We start from the raw sequence: 17,163 nt of genomic DNA, 5'->3' as shown, positions 1-17,163 counted from the left end.
GAGGCGATTCGCGTGTCAGCTGGTCTGGACCTCGGCCGGGGCGAAGGGGTAGTCCACCCAGCGGTCGCGGTTGGTCCAGCCGACCAGGTCGTAGCGCCAGCGGAACGGCCAGGTGTGCGCGACGGTATTGAACAGCACCGCGCCCAGCGCCGCGTAGTCGTCGTGGGCCGAGAGCAGGGCGCGCTGCCCGCGTTCGGACTCGGTGAAGAACGCCTCGAACATGGCGATCGACTGATCGGTGGTGAGCCTGCCCAGGCCGAACAGCCCGCGCATCCGCATCCAGTAGACCGCGCGCGCCTGCCACGGCCACAGCGCCTCGACCGGGTCCTCGCCCTGTCGCACGGCGGTGACCGCGGTATCGATCAGCGCCAGCGAATCGGCGACGCTGTAGCCGGTGCACGGGTGCATCATGCCGCCGCGCGAACCGAACGGGACCGCCACGGCGGCGCCCTGCTTCGGCGGCGGCTGGTCCAGCGGGTAGTGCGCGGCCTCGCTGGGCTCGTCCCCGCGCAGGACGATGCCGTGCGCGGCGAGGCGGGCCAGGGTGCGCTTGCGCAGTTCGTGCTGGGGCATACCGCCGCGCAGGCCCAGACTGGTCTCCTCGAAGATCACCGTGCCGTCGCCGAGCGGGACCGCGTAGAGGAACGAGGGCGGTTCGTCCGGGCCCGCGCCGTTTTCCGGCCGCCAGTCCAGCAGCAGGCCCTCGCCGTCGCCGACCATGGGCGCGGCGGTCTCGGCGTCGACGAAGATGCCGTGTGCCGAGGCGGCCCGGCGCTTGCCCAGCGTGGGCAGACCGCGGGTGTCGAAGACGGTGTTCGCCCGGACGACGGTCCCGTCGGTGAGCTCGACCTCGTGCTGGTCCACGCGGCGGGCGCGCTCGGCGAAGACCGTGGCGTCATCGAGGGCCAGCGCCGCGTGCAGTCCCGCCTTGGACAGCACGCAGTACTCGCGCGGGATCCGGTGCTCGGTCTTGGTCCACACCGTCGGGGTCGCGATGCGCTGGGCGATCACGCTGTCCGGCAGCCAGTCCGGCAGCTCGTCGACCCAGCAGGAGAAGGTCGGCGGGAACAACCGCTCCGGCCGCGGATCCACCGCCGCGACCCGCAGTCCGGCCACCGCCGCCCGATGCGCCAGCCCCCGCCCCGTCGGTCCGAGCCCGACCACACACACATCGAATTCCCGCGCAACACTCACGTCCGCATTCAATCCGCTGCGCGCCGCGCGGCGCAACCATGCGTTCGGACGGAACCCGGCGGCGGTCGGCGCCGTCCACGGTTCCATCCGGATCGCCGAGCGGCCGGGACCGGTGTCGCAGCCCGCGGAGCTGCGCCACCGGCGAGGCGATCCCGAACGGAGCTCAGTCCTCGAGCGCCAGGGCCTGGCGCATAGTCAGGCGGCCCTGGGTCTGCATGAGCGAGCGGCGGTAGATCTTCTCCGCGACGACCACGATCCCGTAGGCCGCCACCCCCATCAGCACCAGCGCGACGATCGGTTCCCACCAGGCCGCCGTGCCATCGGCCAGCCGCCCCGGCATGGCGACGATCGACATGATCGGCACATAGGAGGCCACCACCCGCGCGGTGCCGGTGAGGAAGATACCCGCGAACAGCACGATCATGATCAGCATCGACAGGGGAGTGGCGGTGGACTGCAGGTCCTCGCTGCGGGTGGCCAGCGCACCGGCCACCGCCCACAGGCTGGCCAGCGCGACGAACCCGACCAGGAAGAACACGATGAACCAGCCCGCCGCCCCGGCGATCTGACCCAGCTGATCGGCCTTGCCGGTGGCCGCCAGACCCGCCAGCCCGGCGCCGACGAACAGCGCCAGCTGCACGAAGGCCAGCACCGCGTTGCCGACGACCTTGCCGATCAGCAACTGCCGCAACGGCATCGCGCTGGCCAGGATCTCCACGATCCGGTTCTGCTTCTCCTCCACCACGCTCTGCGCGATCGACATGCCGAACAGCACCGAGGCCAGGTAGAACAGGAACGCGAAGACCAGCGCCACGATCTTGCTCAGCCCCGGATCGACGGCGCCCTTCTCCAGCAGGTCGTAGCTCACCCCCGCGCCGCGCCCCAGCTCCTCGAGCGAGACGCCCGCGGCCTCGGCATTGCGCTGCAGGGCCAGCTGCTGGGCGGCGGCGGTGATGTAGGTGGTGGCGTTGTCGTCCTCGGCGGTCTTGCCCACCAGCAGCCAGCCACCGGACTCCGCGGGCACCAGACCCACATCGACGGTCTCGTCGCGCACCTGCTGTTCCACGGCCGCCCGATCGGCGGCCGGGTGCGCGGTGAAGGTGGTATCGCTGTCGGCGGCGTCGGCCAGGGCGTTCGCGGTATCGAGTACCACCGCGGTCTCGGGCCCGGTGATCGCCACCTCGACCTTGTCCGGCCTGCTGCTGAGGAATCCGCTGATCGCCAGCGACGCCACGATCGCGACAATGGTGACCACGGTCGACACGACGAAGTTGCGATCCCGCAGCTTCACCACGATCTCGCGCACCGCGACGATCCGCCACACCCCGCTCACGCGGTCACCTCCCGGTAGATCTCGGCGACGGTGGGCCGCGCCTCGGCGAACTCCCGCACCGACCCCCGGGTCAGCGCTTCCTTCAACACGGTGTCCGTGTCGGTCCCGTCCAGTTCGAGCAGTGCCGAGGACCCCTCGGTCGAGAGCACCCGCACCCCGGCGAATTCCCGCAACCACCCCGGATCACCGTCGACCACCAGCCGGTACCGGGCCGCGCTGCCCGCCCGCAGCGACTCGACCGAGCCCTGCCCGACGACCCGCCCGCCCGCCAGGATCACCAGCTGATCGCACAGCCGCTCCACCAGATCCAGCTGATGCGAGGAGAACAGCACCGGCACACCCTGGTCGGCGTATTCGCGCAGCAGTTCCACCATGGAATCCACCGCCGCCGGGTCCAGCCCGGAGAACGGTTCGTCCAGTATCAGCGCGGTGGGCTGGGCGATCACCGCGGCCGCGATCTGCACGCGCTGCTGATTGCCCAGCGACAGCGACTCGAGCTTGTCCTTACTCCGGTCGGCCAGCCCGAAGCGTTCCAGCAGTTCCCCGGCCCGCTGCTTGGCCTCGGCCGTGGCCAGTCCGCGCAGCCGGGCCAGATAGACCAGCTGATCGAGGACCGGCTGTTTGGGATAGAGCCCGCGTTCCTCGGGCATGTACCCGAAGCCGCGCCGGTCCTGCGCCGTTACCGGCCTGCCGTCCCAGCGGATCTCCCCGCCCTGCACGGCCAGTACCCCCATGATCATCCGCATGGTGGTGGTCTTGCCCGCGCCATTGCCCCCGACGAACCCCGTCAACGCGCCGGGCGGCACCCCGAAGGACACCCCGTCGACCGCCACGTGCTCGCCGAACCGGCGCACCAGCTGCGCGACTTCCAGCATGGACCACTCCCCGTCTGTCGTCGTCGAGCACAACCGTACCGAGTCAACGACTTTCGGGGGCCGAACTCAGCGCGGGGTGACCCAGGTGGTGATGTCGGCGTGCACGACCTCGATGCCGTCCTTGTCGTAGATCGAGACCGGCACCGTGAGCTCGGTGCCCTCGGTGATGGCGTCGAAGTCCGGGATCTCGGCCAGCTTGGCCACCGCGCGCAGCCCGCTCTCGGCCTTGGCCAGATACTGCACGTTCATCGCCTTCGGAATCCAGCGGTGCGTGGTGGGCACGGTGGCCTCGCTGAGCATGCCCATCGCCACCTCGGCCAGGTTGCACGCCGCGATCGCGTGGAAGGTGCCGATGTGGTTGTGGATGCCGAACCACTTGGGCGAGGTCACCTCGCAGATACCCGGCTCGAGCCGGACCACCTGGGGCAGCACGGTGCCGAAGTAGGGGACCCGGGCGACCATCCCCAGGGAGAACAGCGCGTGCCCGAGCTTGTTGTCGGGCAGCTTCTTCCAGCCGCGGTAGGTCGCGGTTTCCTGTGTCATGGGAACTATCTTACTCAAAAGTAAGTTAGCGGGGAACCCTCGCTCGAGGCCGCTGGCATCGTGACAGCTACCATTGTTCGGTACAGCCCGTTCCGGCGATGCGGTCCAGGTAGATGCCCCTGCGGGGGCGTGATCGATACCTCATGACCCCCGATTTGAAGAGCCTTGTCGGAATGGTGCATACTGTTCGGGTTGCCTTGCACAGGATCATGCCCTCTCCTCGGAGGAGGCGGTTCGAGTCAGGCGAGCAGAAGTTTGTATCTCCCCGGTTCGCCGGGTGTGGATACGTCCGGGACCACGTTCCAGGCCGATGATGAGCAAGTGATCAGGGCTGAAGAATGAGCGAAAAGGCGACACGCCCGACCGCGTGGACCGGAGCACCATGACAGATGAACAGCGGCGAGGATCGGGCGATGCCCGGTCACGGTCTTCAACTTGTTCCTCGCGCCTGCGGGGATGAGCCCGTGTGTTCGGACTGTGCAAATGAGGGTGGTGCGGGAGCTTGCTCCTGTGACCACGAAGGAAAGCGGAGAAAAGGACACTTAGCGTGGCGGGACAAAAGATCCGCATCAGGCTCAAGGCCTATGACCACGAGGCGATCGACGCGTCTGCGCGCAAGATCGTGGAGACGGTGACCCGCACTGGCGCCCGCGTGGTCGGGCCTGTGCCGTTGCCCACCGAGAAGAACGTGTACTGCGTCATCCGTTCGCCGCACAAGTACAAGGACTCGCGCGAACACTTCGAGATGCGTACACACAAGCGCCTCATCGACATCCTCGACCCGACGCCGAAGACGGTCGACGCGCTCATGCGCATCGACCTGCCGGCCAGCGTCGACGTCAACATTCAGTGACGGGGACTCGAGATATGACTGACAACAAGAACCGGCCCGCGGCCGGCATCCTGGGCACCAAGCTCGGCATGACCCAGGTCTTCGACGAGAAGAACCGCGTCGTCCCGGTCACCGTCATCAAGGCGGGCCCGAACGTGGTCACCCAGATCCGCACCGTGGAGCGCGACGGCTACTCGGCCGTCCAGATCGCTTTCGGCGCCATCGACCCGCGCAAGGTGAACAAGCCGACTGCCGGCCAGTTCGCCAAGGCCGGTGTCACCCCGCGCCGCCACGTCACCGAGATCCGCGTCGCGGATGCCTCCACCTTCGAGGTCGGCCAGGAGCTCTCCGCCGATGTCTTCGAAGAGGGCACCTACGTCGACGTGACCGGTATCAGCAAGGGCAAGGGCTTCGCCGGCACCATGAAGCGTCACGGCTTCGCCGGTCAGGGCGCCTCGCACGGTGCGCAGGCTGTGCACCGTCGCCCGGGTTCCATCGGTGGCTGCGCCACCCCCGGCCGCGTGTTCAAGGGCATGCGCATGTCGGGCCGCATGGGTAACGACCGCGTCACCACGCAGAACCTCTCGGTTCACAAGGTCGACGCCGAGAACGGCCTGCTCCTGGTCAAGGGCGCGATCCCTGGCCGCAAGGGCAACGTCGTGATCGTCAAGAGCGCCGTGAAGGGTGGTGCGCACGCATGACCAGCCTCGACAAGAAGGCCAACCTGACGCTGACCGTCAAGGCCGCAGGCGGCAAGACCGAAGGCACCGTCGAACTCCCCGCGGAGATCTTCGACGTGACCGCCAACGTCGCGCTGATGCACCAGGTCGTCATCGCTCAGCTCGCCGCCGCTCGCCAGGGCACCCACTCCACGAAGACTCGTGGCGAGGTCCGTGGTGGTGGCAAGAAGCCGTACCGCCAGAAGGGCACCGGCCGCGCCCGCCAGGGTTCGACCCGTGCGCCGCAGTTCGCCGGTGGTGGCACCGTCCACGGCCCGCAGCCGCGTGACTACAGCCAGCGGACCCCCAAGAAGATGAAGGCCGCCGCCCTGCGCGGTGCCCTCTCCGACCGGGCCCGCAACGAGCGCATCCACGTGATCACCGAGCTGGTCGCGGGTCAGACCCCGTCGACCAAGGCCGCCAAGAGCTTCCTGTCCGAGCTGTCGGACCGCAAGAAGTTCCTGGTCGTCGTCGGTCGCGAGGACGTCGCCGCGTGGAAGAGCGTGGCGAACCTGCAGAACGTGCTGCCGATCGCCCCGGATCAGCTCAACACCTACGACGTCCTCAACAGCGACGAACTGGTGTTCAGCGTCGAGGCCCTGAACGCGTTCGTTCACGGTCCCGCCGAGGCGGCCCAGGAGGAGAGCAAGTGAGCACCATCGCCGACCCCCGCGACATCCTGCTCGCACCGGTCATCTCGGAGAAGTCCTACGGACTGATCGAGGAAGGCACCTACACCTTCCTGGTGCACCCGGATTCGAACAAGACGCAGATCAAGATTGCCGTCGAGAAGGTCTTCGGCGTCAAGGTGACCAGCGTCAACACCGCCAACCGTCAGGGCAAGCGCAAGCGGACCCGCTTCGGTTACGGCAAGCGCAAGGACACCAAGCGCGCGCTCGTGACCATCTCGGCCGACAGCAAGCCCATCGAGATCTTCGGAGGCCCGGTCGCGTAAGCGGCTGGTCATCCAGAAAGCAGAGAAGAACTCATGGCAATCCGTAAGTACAAGCCGACTACGCCGGGCCGTCGTGGCTCGAGCGTCTCGGACTTCGCCGAGATCACCCGGTCGACGCCGGAGAAGTCGCTGCTGCGCCCGCTCACCAAGTCCGGTGGCCGTAACGCGCACGGTCGCATCACCACGCGTCACCGCGGTGGCGGTCACAAGCGTGCCTACCGTGTCATCGACTTCCGTCGACTGGACAAGGACGGCATCCCGGCCAAGGTCGCGCACATCGAGTACGACCCCAACCGCACCGCCAACATCGCCCTGCTGCACTTCGCCGACGGCGAGAAGCGCTACATCATCGCGCCGAAGGGCATCAAGCAGGGCAGCCCGATCGAGTCCGGCCCCACGGCCGACATCAAGCCGGGCAACAACCTGCCGCTGCGCAACATCCCGACCGGTACCACGATCCACAACGTGGAGCTGCGTCCGGGCGGCGGCGCCAAGATGGCCCGTGCCGCAGGCATGAGCATCCAGCTGCTGGGCAAGGAAGGGCCGTACGCGACCCTGCGTATGCCCTCCGGTGAAATCCGCCGTGTCGACGTGCGCTGCCGCGCCACCGTCGGCGAGGTCGGCAACGCCGAGCAGTCGAACATCAACTGGGGCAAGGCCGGCCGTATGCGCTGGAAGGGCCGTCGTCCTACCGTCCGTGGTGTCGTCATGAACCCGGTCGACCACCCGCACGGTGGTGGTGAGGGTAAGACCTCCGGTGGTCGCCACCCGGTCTCCCCGTGGGGTCAGCCTGAGGGCCGCACCCGTAAGCCCAACCGTCCGAGCGACAAGCTCATCGTCCGCCGTCGCAAGACCGGCAAGAAGCGCTAAGGAGGAGGTAAGAAATGCCACGCAGCCTCAAGAAGGGCCCGTTCGTCGACGACCACCTCCTCGCGAAGGTGGACGTGCAGAACGAGAAGGGCACGAAGCAGGTCATCAAGACCTGGTCGCGTCGCTCGACCATCATCCCCGATTTCATCGGCCACACCTTCGCCGTCCACGACGGTCGCAAGCACGTGCCGGTGTTCATCTCGGACAACATGGTCGGACACAAGCTCGGTGAGTTCGCGCCGACCAGGACGTTCAAGAGCCACGTCAAGGACGACCGGAAGAGCAAGCGGCGATGACTGACACCAACACCGAAACGGTTCAGAACCCGACTGCCCGCGCCACCGCCAAGCACGTGCGGGTCACCCCGATGAAGGCGCGTCGCGTCGTGGACCTGGTCCGCGGTCAGCGCGTCGAGGACGCCCTGGCGATCCTGAAGTTCGCGCCGCAGGCCGCGAGCGAGCCGGTCGCCAAGGTCGTGGCCAGTGCCGCGGCGAACGCCGAGAACAACCTCGGCCTGAACCCGGCCACCCTGGTCATCTCGACCGCGTTCGTCGACGAGGGTGCCACCATGAAGCGTTTCCAGCCGCGGGCCCAGGGCCGCGCGTTCCGGATCCGCAAGCGCACCAGCCACATCACCATCGAGGTCGAGAGCGTGCCCACTGCCGGCGCTGCCACTCGTAGCCGCCGGAAGGGAGGGGCAAAGTAAATGGGACAGAAAATCAACCCCCATGGCTTCCGCCTCGGTATCACCACCGACTGGAAGTCGCGTTGGTACGCGGACAAGCAGTACGCGGAATACGTGAAGGAAGACGTTCAGATCCGCAAGCTCCTCGCCACCGGCATGGAGCGGGCTGGTATCTCGAAGGTCGAGATCGAGCGCACCCGTGACCGCGTGCGTGTGGACATCCACACCGCGCGTCCCGGCATCGTGATCGGTCGCCGTGGCGCGGAGGCCGACCGCATCCGCGCCGAGCTGGAGAAGCTCACCAAGAAGCAGGTCCAGCTGAACATCCTCGAGGTCAAGAACCCCGAGTCGGATGCGCAGCTGGTCGCTCAGGGTGTCGCCGAGCAGCTCAGCAACCGTGTGGCGTTCCGTCGCGCGATGCGCAAGGCCATCCAGTCGGCCATGCGTTCGCCGAACGTCAAGGGCATCCGTGTGCAGTGCTCGGGCCGCCTCGGTGGCGCCGAAATGTCGCGCTCGGAGTTCTACCGTGAGGGTCGCGTCCCGCTGCACACGCTGCGCGCGGACATCGACTACGGCCTCTACGAGGCCAAGACCACCTTCGGTCGCATCGGCGTGAAGGTCTGGATCTACAAGGGTGACATCGTCGGTGGTCGTCGTGAGCTGACCGCCGCCGCCGCTGCTCCGGAGCGCCCGCGTCGCGAGCGTCCGAGCCGCCCGCGTCGTTCCGGTTCCGCCGGCACCACCGCGACCTCGACCGAGGTCGGTCGCGCCGCCACCGCTGTGGCGGACGCACCGGCAGAGAACCAGGAGGGCTGACGCATGCTGATGCCCCGTCGCGTCAAGCACCGCAAGCAGCACCACCCGTCCCGCTCCGGCATGTCCAAGGGCGGCACCGCGGTGGCGTTCGGTGAGTACGGCATCCAGGCTCTCGAGCCCGCCTACGTCACCAACCGTCAGATCGAGTCGGCGCGTATCGCGATGACCCGCCACATCAAGCGTGGCGGCAAGATCTGGATCAACATCTACCCCGACCGCCCGCTCACCAAGAAGCCTGCCGAGACCCGCATGGGTTCCGGTAAGGGTTCGCCGGAGTGGTGGGTCGCGAACGTGAAGCCCGGTCGGGTCATGTTCGAGATGTCTTACCCGAATGAGGAGATCGCTCGCGAGGCCCTGCGTCGCGCGATGCACAAGCTCCCCATGAAGTGCAGGATCGTGACCAGGGAGGAGCAGTTCTGATGGCTACCGGAACACCGGCCGCAGAGCTCCGCGAGCTCAACGAAGAAGAGCTCGTGGCCAAACTGCGCGAGAGCAAGGAAGAGCTCTTCAACCTGCGCTTCCAGATGGCGACGGGTCAGCTCGACAACAACCGTCGTCTGCGCGTCGTCCGCCACGAGATCGCGCGCATCTACACGGTCATGCGTGAGCGCGAGCTCGGCCTGGCCTCGGCACCCGCTGGCAAGGGAGACGCGGCATGAGCGAGAAGAAGGAAGAGCGCAACAGCCGCAAGGTACGCAGCGGCTACGTTGTCTCGGACAAGATGAACAAGACGATCGTCGTCGAGCTGGAAGACCGTCACCGGCACCCGCTCTACGGCAAGATCATCCGCACCACCTCCAAGGTGAAGGCGCATGACGAGAACGAGATCGCCGGCGTCGGCGACCGCGTTCAGCTGATGGAGACCCGTCCGCTGTCGGCCACCAAGCGCTGGCGTCTGGTCGAGGTCCTGGAGAAGGCCAAGTAAGGTCCCTCCTCGATCCATCGAGATCGTTGCCACGAAGGCCCGTTTCCCCCTGGGAAGCGGGCCTTCGTCGTTGCGTCAGGAGTGTGATACCTGGCTGGTATCATGTGGCCATGGCGATGACACTGCGGCTCAATGCGGACGATGACCGGCGGCTCACCGAGCTGGCCGAGCGGCTTGGGCGCAGTAAGCAGGACTTGGCGCAGGAAGCCATTCATATGTATGTCGCCCGGCAAGCAGAGGCGTTCGGTTCGATGGTCGACTCGATCATGGACGAGCATGCCGAGTTGATGCGCCGACTCGCATGATCTATCTCGATCTCGCTGAGGTCGTCGCCATCGCTCGCAAGGTCAACAAGACGCCGCACGCTGTCGCGGACATCGGTCTACTAGCAGGGGCTGTCGAGCGTCCGAAGGCGACGGTCTTCGGGCAGGAGGCCTACCCCGGGTTGTTCCTCAAAGCTGCTGCTCTCTTGCATTCGATCGCGCGTAACCACGCGCTGATCGACGGCGACAAACGAACCGCGTTCGTCGCCGGTGTCGCCATGCTCCGGCTGAACGGCTATCGTGTCCGCCCACTCCCGGACGAGCAGGAAGAGTTGATGGACAGAATCGCGACGGCCGATGTGGAGGTCGCCGAGATCGCGAAGAGCTTGGAGCTGTGGTCTGATCCGGCGTGAGTTCGTCAGCCGGTGAAGGCGTAGGGCTGGCGGATCTTTCGGGCGAATTCGATGATGTTGGTGACGGTGGCGCCGGAGACGCCTACCTCGGCGCCGATATTTGGGGCGGGCCAGGACTGGTCGGTGAGTTCTAGGATTTCCTCGATCTGGGCGAGGGTCAGGCGGAGGGGGCTGCGGTTGGCGATCTGGCGGGCCAGGGCTCGGACTTCGGTGTCGGTGTCGAAGTCGTAGTCGGGGGTTTCTTCGGGATCTTCGGTGAGGAGGTCGTCGGCCGGGTCGGTGGGTGCCGGTTCGGATGCTGCCGCTTGATCGACTGGGGGCTCGCTACCGGGGGTTGCGTCGACTGCGGCCGCGGGCTCGCTATCGCGGATCGGCTCGGGTTCGGCCGTGCGGGTGAGTTGTTCCGGCTCGTCGGCCGGGGGCTGGGGATCGATGTGCACCGCTGCCAGTTCGGCAGGTGACGGGGTGTCGCCGTTCGGGTTACGGGCGACGGTGTCGGCGTGCGCCGTCGCCTCGGGAACCGGGTCGGTGCCGGTCGCGTCGCCGGCGGGAGTCTGCGCGGCGGCGGCCACCGGTATTCGCCGGGTGGTGGGGGCGGGGGTGCCGCGGCGGTGTTCGGCGGCGGCCTTGTGGATCAGTTCGAGAGTGCTGGGGGCGGTCGGTTTCTCGGTCGAGACGCGGCGGACACCGTGCGGGCGTGAGGTGCGCTCGGCGGCGGGGGTGTCCGTCGCGTCGGTCCGGGGGCGGGTGGTGTTCTCCATGGCGGAGGTCTGGTCTGCCTCGTCCGCGAAGCCGGACGTCATCCGCTCGGCGGGGGAGTAGCTCGGTGCGTCGTTGGGCAGCCCGACCGACGCGGCCTCGATCAACATCGCGTACCGCGCCGAGACCCACGCGTGTAGCCAGATCACCACGCCCACCATGACCGGCGCGATGGCGTATTCGGCGGCGCGACCGAAGGATCCGGCGGCGAGGTGGGGGCCCGCGTTGAGGGCGACGGTGGTGCCGAGGAGGGCGAGTTCGAACAGCAGGACCTTGCCGCGTTCCAGTTCGCGCCCCCAGCGGGCGGCGGTGGTGGCGGTGATCATGATGACGATGATCGGGATCGAGATCATCGCCTCGATGCCGTAGCTGAGCCAGTAGAGCGGATCGCTCATATCCCCGCTCGGCACGAGATTGCGCTGGACGTTCACCCCGGCCCAGACCATGCCGAGCACAACGACCCCGATCAGCGCCCGCGAGGACCACTCCGACCGCCGGTACAGCTGCGCGAGCCGGGCATCGGCGCTCGACACCCGCCGCCGCGCGGCCAGGGCCTTGCGATGCCACCGCGCGTCGGCCTCGTCGGCCCGGCGGATCAGTGTGCCGGTGCGCCGATCCCGCCGGTCGGTGGCGAGTTCATCGGCGACGGCCTGGCGGCGCTGCTTGCGCCGCTGCGCCCGAACCCATTCGGCCAGTTCACGTTCCGCGCGGATCTCGGCATCGGAGAGCGCCTCGTACAGCGCGGTGTCGTGCTGCAGCCCGATCTTCCCCCGCGCCGTCGCCACCTGCTGAGCCAGGGCGGTGATCGCGGTGTCCGGCGTGCTGAGGGCATTCTCGATCGACCGATCGTCGGACATCTCGCGCCTTCCGCGTCACTCGAACATATGGACTATCGAACATATGTGTGATTGCAGAGAGCGTAAACGTCGACCGTCGTCAGGTCAACGAACCCGAGGGGTCGCTAGGGGCGAAATGACCCCAGCCGGTCATCGCGGGCGGTAGTCTCGGTTGCGCGAGACACGGTGAAATATGGGGAGTGTCAACACTATTCGACCGTTTTGCGTGGGGGTTGCATGTCTGACGTGGGTCGTGATCAAGACGAGGCCACCAGGTTTCTCAGCGCTGCGGTTCATCTCGACCCCCGGCTGGCCGATCGGTTCATCAACGAGTTCCTCGCAGAGCCCAAACGGTCGGTGCCACCGAGTCCTGGTGTGCAAGCCGAACTGGTCCTGCGCGAGGCTGTTGCCGCACGGGCGCAGCGGCGCAAGCTGAATGCCTATGTGGTCGGTGGCGCGGTGGTCTTTCTCCTGGCCGCCGCGCCGCTGATGATGGGGTGGCTACTGTCCGCGTTGAGCTGGCGCCTGCTTGCCAGGGTGGTGGCCAAGTTCGGTCCCGCTGGTTCGGGCTCGGTGGGCCGGAGTTCGAATTGGGCGCTCACCGCGACATTGTGGTGGCTCCTGTCGTTCTTGTGGGCGTGGCCGCTGGCCGCGGGGTACGTCCTGCTCGGCCTGAACGACTCGGCTACGGTGATGATCTCGCTGTCCGTGGCGCTCGTGGCCGCCCTTGGCATCTATCTGACACTGACCTACGAGCTGTTCGTGCCATGGCAGACGGCGACCGCCTATTTCCGGTTCCACGCCTACGATCCGTCGGTGTCCCGGCGGGCGGACATCATGGCCGCGTGTGCCCGGTACGAGAAGCGGCTGCGCCGGATCGCCGCCGAGGACGCCCGGCGTGCGGTCGACAGTTCGGGTGAGGTCATCGTCTATCGCGGGGACGCGCCGTTCCTGGGTGCGGGGAATCTGGTCCGGTCGTGGTCCAGTGCGTTTCAGCTGCGTGCGAAAGACGACACGGCGGCCGAAGTTCCCCGGTTCCGCCCGAGCGAACTCCAGGACTATGTATCCGCGCGAGTGGCGGAACTGACGAAAGCGGAGTTCCTGACGCCGGGTTCGCGGTTCAACGAAGCGACGGTCACCCAGTGGGCGATCGTCCCGGCTTGGCAACTGCCGTATCAGCGCCGTGCCGACGCGATGCTGCACGCACTCGAAAGCGATACCGACCCAGTGCTCGGCAACCGGGACTGGGCGGAATTAGCCGACTGCTCACCGGAGTGGATGCGGTACTTCCGGTGTTTTCGCGTAGAAGGATGGGGTCGTCAGCTCGGGGTATCGGGATATCTGCACGTCGGCTGCGTCGAGCGGATGCTGGTCGTCGAGTGGCATGGTTTCGTCCTCGCGCCTATCGCGGGCCGCTTCCGCGGGGTCGACCGGCCACCGCCCAATCTCGAGCTCAAAGCACTGGGCCAGGCCGCGTCGGCACTTGCCTTGCTTCCCTTGAACCTGGTGGCCCGGACACTCGATCTATGGCGGTCGATCAGCGGGAGCGAGGGCTCGGGTGGCCGGTGGAGTTCGCCGACGGAGGCGGCCGAGGTCTTCGGGAGCCGGGCGAGCATGCGAGAACTCGCCGCAGGCCTCCGGCTGAATTCGTTCTTCCAGGAGTCCGACAGCGATCGCTATCTCAAGATCATGGAGCGGTGCGTGCTGGACGCGATACAGAAATTTCTCGAGGAACGCGGAATCGCGGCCGAGGGACTCCGGGAAATGGTCACCCAGATCAACAATTCGACTGTTCTCAACAACTCGCAGGTGATCGCCGGAAATGTCGGCGGCACGGGCAATATCGGGTCGATAGATAACAAACAGGGTGCCGCCGACGGTGCGGGCACGGAGTAGGGGAAACGTAGTGACCGGTGGACATGGTGTCGAAATCTCGGGCGGCCAGGTAGTCGCCGGAAATATCGGCGGATCGGGGAACAACGGCATGATCAATGCTGCCGTCACGCAGCACAGCGCCGGACTGGACGACGCCTCCGCCGCCATCCTCGAGCAATTGCGCACGAGTCTGGTGCGGGTGGTCGCGCTGCTCGAATCCGCGCCGGGGCCGCAGACCCAGCCCGCTGACGTCGAGGAGATCGTGGAGGCGCTCGATGAAGGCAAGCCGGTGGACCGGCTCCGGGGGAAATGGTCAAGGGCTCTCGATCGGATGCCGGATCTGCTGCGAACCGTCGATGCGGTTCGCGAGGTCGGCGAGCTGCTGGCTCGTCTCGGACCCGGGTCGACTTCGGCCTGACCGTCGCGGTCAGTTCCCCGAGTGCGGCTCTTCGCCCAGTACGCGGGTTTCGTAGGAGGTGCGGGCGGCGGAGCCGCGGGTGGCGGTGACCTGGTTGGGGACCGTGCGGCGCAGGAAGAAGTCGCGTAGTCGCTGGGGGAGTAGGCCGGTGAGGTGGACCAGGGGGGTGACGTAGGCGGGGAGGGAGACTTCGAAGCGGGGGTGTTCGACCACGTCGACGACGGCGCGGGCGACATCGGTGGGGTCGAGGAGTTTCGCGGCGCCGGTGGCGGTGCCGACGGCGAGTTCGGTGTCGACCACGCCGGGCAGGATGACCGAGAGCCGCACGCCGGTGCCGCGCAGTTCCTCGCGGACGGCGGTGAGGTAGCCCAGCACGCCGTGTTTGGTCGCCGCGTAGGTGGCCTCGCCAGGTGGGGAGAGCCGGGAGGCGGCCGAGGCGATGGTGACGATGTGACCGCGCTTGCGGGCTCGCATGCCGGGCGCGACCAGCCGCACGCCCCGGATGACACCGTGCAGGTTGACCGCGATCATCCGCGCGGTGGCGGCGTCGGGTTCTGTGTCGAAGGCGCCGACCCACATCACGCCCGCATTGTTGACCAGCACGTCGATCGGTCCGAGCAGTGCCTCGGCGGTGGCGAGGAAGCTGTGAAAGGACCGCTCGTCGGTGACGTCGAGTTCGCATCCGTGCACGGTGCCGGGCAGCTGGCGGGCGGTGACCCGCGCGTCGTGGCCCGAGAGATCGCCGATGCACACCTTCGCGCCCGCGGCGGCGAACTGGTGCGCGATCTCGCGGCCGATGCCCGCCGCGCCGCCGGTGACTGCCACGACGAGACCGGCATGGATGCGCTTCATCGGCAGGGAGCCTTTCGATCGAGAACAAGGTACTTCTGACATGACATCATGTCGGAAGCCTTCAGCGCAGCGCGGTATGCCAGACGAGTGCCGCGGCCAGCGCGCCCGCCCCGTTGAGCGACCAGTGCAACGCGATCGGCGCGAGCAGACTGCCACTGCGCCTGCGCAGCCAGGTGAACACCACACCGGCCCCGGCCGTGGCCACGACGGCGAGCGTGATGCCGAGAATCTGCCCGGCCAGCCCGCCCCCGACGATGTCGGACAACCCCTTGTTCCCGCTGGTCAACCCCAGCGACGACGCGATATGCCAGAACCCGAACAGCAGCGACCCGGCCGCGAACAGCCCGCGCACCCCGAGCACCCGGTCCAGCGTCCCGTGCAGCACGCCGCGAAAGGCGAGCTCCTCGGGGATCACCGTCTGCAACGGGATGACGATCATCGACGCGATGAGCGCGCCGGAGATGGTGGCATAGCGGTCGGCCAGGAAGAACGGCCGGGTGATCGGCAGGATCGCGCCGATCGCGACCGCGGTGAGCACGATGCCGACCGCGCCGAGCGCGTAGATCGTCCCGCGTCGCCAGTGCCGTGGGGACAACCCCAGCTCGGCCCAGCCCAGCCCGCGCCGACGCATCAGCGCCAGCAGCGCGATCGCGGCGATCGGCACGGTCACGATATTGGCCCACGCGGTGGTGAAGTGCGCGATCAGATTGGTCCCGGCCAGCACGACCACGACCACCGCGATATCGATGTACGCGTGCAGCTTGGGCCGGGGCTCGGCGACGGTGGCGGGTACGGGCACCCGACCGAGTGTACGGAAAGGTCACGAAAAGGAAACGGCCGGGGGAACGCAGGTCAACGCGGGATTCCCGGCCGAAACCGGGGGCTACCGGGGCGGCTGGCGAGCATCAAGATCGACACGCCGTCCGGGGGTTGTGAGCTACTCGTCAGCCGATCCGGACCAGCCCGGCAGATCTGTCCACGCCTGCAAGCCGCGCCCGGTCTCGAACCGTCGCGGCTGCCCGCTGAGCGGATCGGTGAACTCGAGCGAGGCGGCCAGCAATTGCAGCGGCCGGGTGTAGTCGTCGACGGATTTGTCGGTGAGCACCGGGTAGAAATCGTCGCCGAGGATCGGCACGCCGAGGCTGTTCATATGCAGGCGCAGCTGATGGGTGCGGCCGGTGTGCGGGCGCAGCCGGTAGCGGCCGAGGCCGTCGCGGTGCTCGAGCAGCTCCACCTCGGTCTCGGCATTCGGCTCGCCCTCGACCTCCTGCGCCGCGATCACGTGCTTCTCCTTGACGATCCGGCTGCGCACGACGCGCGGCAGCTCCAGCGCGGGATCGTAGGGCGCGATGGCCTCGTACTCCTTGCGCACGGTGCGCCGGTGGAACATGGTCTGATACGCGCCGCGCGCGGCCGGATTCACCACGAACAGGATCAGCCCGGCGGTCACCCGGTCCAGGCGGTGCGCGGGGATGAGATCGGGCAGGTCGAGATCGCGGCGCAGGCGGACCAGGGCGGTCTGCAGGATGTGCTGCCCGCGCGGGATGGTCGCCAGGAAATGCGGCTTGTCGATGACGAGGATGTCCGCGTCGCGATACACGATCCCGATCTCGAACGGCACCTCGCGCTCCACGGGCAGATCACGGTGGAACCACACCGCGCCACCGGGCACATACGGCGCGTCCGGCGCCAGCGGACCCGTCAGATCGACGATCTCACCGGCCGCCAGCATCTCGTCGATCCGCGCCGGATCGACCCGTGGCAACCGCTCCACCAGGTGCTCGCGCACGGTCGCCCAGTGCCCGTCCTCGGGGAGCCGGAGCCGGGCGGGATCGAGGCCGTGCCGTTTCGGCAGCGGCGGCTGCTGCCTGCGTCGCATGAGAGCAGTGTTATCGGAGCGCTGGCGCGCTCGAGTCGCGGCCCCCCGGGACGGGCCGCGACGGCCGACTTCGTCGGCCTGCCCCTCCTCGAGGTCGGGGCGTGCGGGGCTGGTGTGGGGG

23 protein-coding genes are annotated in these 17,163 nt (G+C 67.7%); 15 read left to right on the top strand and 8 right to left on the bottom strand.

What is annotated here, in order from left to right; translation table 11 throughout:
* Positions 1 to 15: 15 nt before the first annotated feature.
* The 4 genes from WA675_RS23100 to WA675_RS23085 all read right to left on the bottom strand — a co-directional run bounded on the left by WA675_RS23100 (position 16) and on the right by WA675_RS23085 (position 3,945).
* Positions 16 to 1,194 carry a lycopene cyclase family protein gene (locus WA675_RS23100; protein ID WP_336087008.1) on the bottom strand — a complete coding sequence of 393 codons (1,179 nt, stop codon included), beginning with the start codon at positions 1,192 to 1,194 and terminating at the stop codon, positions 16 to 18.
* Positions 1,195 to 1,357: 163 nt separating this feature from the next.
* Positions 1,358 to 2,527 carry an ABC transporter permease gene (locus tag WA675_RS23095; RefSeq protein ID WP_336087006.1) on the bottom strand — a complete coding sequence of 390 codons (1,170 nt, stop codon included), beginning with the start codon at positions 2,525 to 2,527 and terminating at the stop codon, positions 1,358 to 1,360.
* Entirely contained in the window at positions 2,524 to 3,402 is an 879-nt protein-coding gene (locus tag WA675_RS23090; RefSeq protein ID WP_336087004.1) for an ABC transporter ATP-binding protein, read from the bottom strand. Before WA675_RS23090 ends, WA675_RS23095 begins: the two co-directional genes overlap by 4 nt.
* Before the next feature lie 66 nt (positions 3,403 to 3,468).
* Positions 3,469 to 3,945, bottom strand: a complete 477-nt coding sequence (locus WA675_RS23085) for a hotdog fold domain-containing protein (protein WP_336087002.1) — start codon at positions 3,943 to 3,945, stop codon at positions 3,469 to 3,471.
* Between the two features lie 547 nt (positions 3,946 to 4,492).
* Between WA675_RS23085 and rpsJ the strand changes: the two genes are divergently transcribed.
* From rpsJ to WA675_RS23020, 13 genes are all read left to right on the top strand, one after another.
* A complete protein-coding gene (gene rpsJ, locus WA675_RS23080; RefSeq protein ID WP_003938093.1) occupies positions 4,493 to 4,798 on the top strand; it encodes a 30S ribosomal protein S10 in 306 nt (101 codons plus the stop codon).
* A 14-nt stretch (positions 4,799 to 4,812) separates the two neighbouring features.
* Entirely contained in the window at positions 4,813 to 5,478 is a 666-nt protein-coding gene (gene rplC, locus WA675_RS23075) for a 50S ribosomal protein L3 (RefSeq protein ID WP_336086968.1), read from the top strand.
* On the top strand, positions 5,475 to 6,149 hold the full coding sequence (gene rplD / locus WA675_RS23070; protein WP_336086967.1) for a 50S ribosomal protein L4: 675 nt from the start codon (positions 5,475 to 5,477) through the stop codon (positions 6,147 to 6,149). The genes rplC and rplD overlap by 4 nt, the downstream gene beginning before the upstream one ends.
* Positions 6,146 to 6,451, top strand: a complete 306-nt coding sequence (gene rplW / locus WA675_RS23065) for a 50S ribosomal protein L23 (RefSeq protein WP_019045018.1) — start codon at positions 6,146 to 6,148, stop codon at positions 6,449 to 6,451. The genes rplD and rplW overlap by 4 nt, the downstream gene beginning before the upstream one ends.
* A gap of 33 nt (positions 6,452 to 6,484) precedes the next feature.
* Complete coding sequence (gene rplB, locus WA675_RS23060; protein WP_067491152.1) at positions 6,485 to 7,321, top strand: 50S ribosomal protein L2; 837 nt, start codon at positions 6,485 to 6,487, stop codon at positions 7,319 to 7,321.
* Positions 7,322 to 7,335: 14 nt separating this feature from the next.
* A complete protein-coding gene (gene rpsS / locus WA675_RS23055; protein WP_056818481.1) occupies positions 7,336 to 7,617 on the top strand; it encodes a 30S ribosomal protein S19 in 282 nt (93 codons plus the stop codon).
* A complete protein-coding gene (rplV, locus tag WA675_RS23050) occupies positions 7,614 to 8,027 on the top strand; it encodes a 50S ribosomal protein L22 (RefSeq protein ID WP_336086966.1) in 414 nt (137 codons plus the stop codon). Before rpsS ends, rplV begins: the two co-directional genes overlap by 4 nt.
* Positions 8,028 to 8,822: a 30S ribosomal protein S3 gene (rpsC, locus tag WA675_RS23045; protein ID WP_019045022.1), complete on the top strand. Its 795-nt coding sequence runs from the start codon at positions 8,028 to 8,030 to the stop codon at positions 8,820 to 8,822.
* 3 nt (positions 8,823 to 8,825) lie between these two features.
* A complete protein-coding gene (gene rplP / locus WA675_RS23040) occupies positions 8,826 to 9,242 on the top strand; it encodes a 50S ribosomal protein L16 (protein WP_019045023.1) in 417 nt (138 codons plus the stop codon).
* On the top strand, positions 9,242 to 9,481 hold the full coding sequence (rpmC, locus tag WA675_RS23035) for a 50S ribosomal protein L29 (RefSeq protein ID WP_336086965.1): 240 nt from the start codon (positions 9,242 to 9,244) through the stop codon (positions 9,479 to 9,481). The genes rplP and rpmC overlap by 1 nt, the downstream gene beginning before the upstream one ends.
* Complete coding sequence (rpsQ, locus tag WA675_RS23030; protein WP_336086964.1) at positions 9,478 to 9,747, top strand: 30S ribosomal protein S17; 270 nt, start codon at positions 9,478 to 9,480, stop codon at positions 9,745 to 9,747. The genes rpmC and rpsQ overlap by 4 nt, the downstream gene beginning before the upstream one ends.
* Positions 9,748 to 9,857: 110 nt before the next feature.
* The gene (locus WA675_RS23025; RefSeq protein WP_336086963.1) at positions 9,858 to 10,052 is read left to right on the top strand and encodes a ribbon-helix-helix protein, CopG family; all 195 of its coding nucleotides are present in this window, start codon (positions 9,858 to 9,860) and stop codon (positions 10,050 to 10,052) included.
* Entirely contained in the window at positions 10,049 to 10,423 is a 375-nt protein-coding gene (locus WA675_RS23020) for a type II toxin-antitoxin system death-on-curing family toxin (protein ID WP_336086962.1), read from the top strand. Before WA675_RS23025 ends, WA675_RS23020 begins: the two co-directional genes overlap by 4 nt.
* 5 nt (positions 10,424 to 10,428) lie before the next feature.
* On the opposite strand, the gene WA675_RS23015 is transcribed toward WA675_RS23020, so the two are convergent.
* Positions 10,429 to 12,039, bottom strand: a complete 1,611-nt coding sequence (locus WA675_RS23015; protein ID WP_336086961.1) for a hypothetical protein — start codon at positions 12,037 to 12,039, stop codon at positions 10,429 to 10,431.
* Positions 12,040 to 12,255: 216 nt separating this feature from the next.
* On the opposite strand from WA675_RS23015, the gene WA675_RS23010 reads away from it, so the two are divergent.
* Positions 12,256 to 13,914 (top strand): hypothetical protein, encoded by a 1,659-nt coding sequence (locus WA675_RS23010; RefSeq protein ID WP_336086960.1) that lies wholly within the window; start codon positions 12,256 to 12,258, stop codon positions 13,912 to 13,914.
* Between the two features lie 10 nt (positions 13,915 to 13,924).
* Positions 13,925 to 14,311 (top strand): hypothetical protein, encoded by a 387-nt coding sequence (locus tag WA675_RS23005; protein ID WP_336086959.1) that lies wholly within the window; start codon positions 13,925 to 13,927, stop codon positions 14,309 to 14,311.
* A gap of 9 nt (positions 14,312 to 14,320) precedes the next feature.
* Here WA675_RS23005 and WA675_RS23000 read toward each other — a convergent pair whose 3' ends face one another.
* The 3 genes from WA675_RS23000 to WA675_RS22990 form a co-directional block, all read right to left on the bottom strand.
* Positions 14,321 to 15,163, bottom strand: coding sequence for an SDR family oxidoreductase (locus WA675_RS23000; RefSeq protein ID WP_336086957.1), 843 nt, complete (start codon positions 15,161 to 15,163; stop codon positions 14,321 to 14,323).
* A 61-nt stretch (positions 15,164 to 15,224) separates the two neighbouring features.
* Complete coding sequence (locus WA675_RS22995) at positions 15,225 to 15,962, bottom strand: CPBP family intramembrane glutamic endopeptidase (protein ID WP_336086956.1); 738 nt, start codon at positions 15,960 to 15,962, stop codon at positions 15,225 to 15,227.
* Positions 15,963 to 16,100: 138 nt separating this feature from the next.
* The gene (locus tag WA675_RS22990; protein WP_336086955.1) at positions 16,101 to 17,042 is read right to left on the bottom strand and encodes an RluA family pseudouridine synthase; all 942 of its coding nucleotides are present in this window, start codon (positions 17,040 to 17,042) and stop codon (positions 16,101 to 16,103) included.
* Positions 17,043 to 17,163: the final 121 nt, after the last annotated feature.

Source organism: Nocardia sp. SSK8, assembly GCF_037034205.1.
GTDB lineage: Bacteria > Actinomycetota > Actinomycetes > Mycobacteriales > Mycobacteriaceae > Nocardia.
The sequence above is the reverse complement of the archived record's forward strand: the minus strand, read 5'-3'. Positions and strand labels throughout refer to the sequence as shown.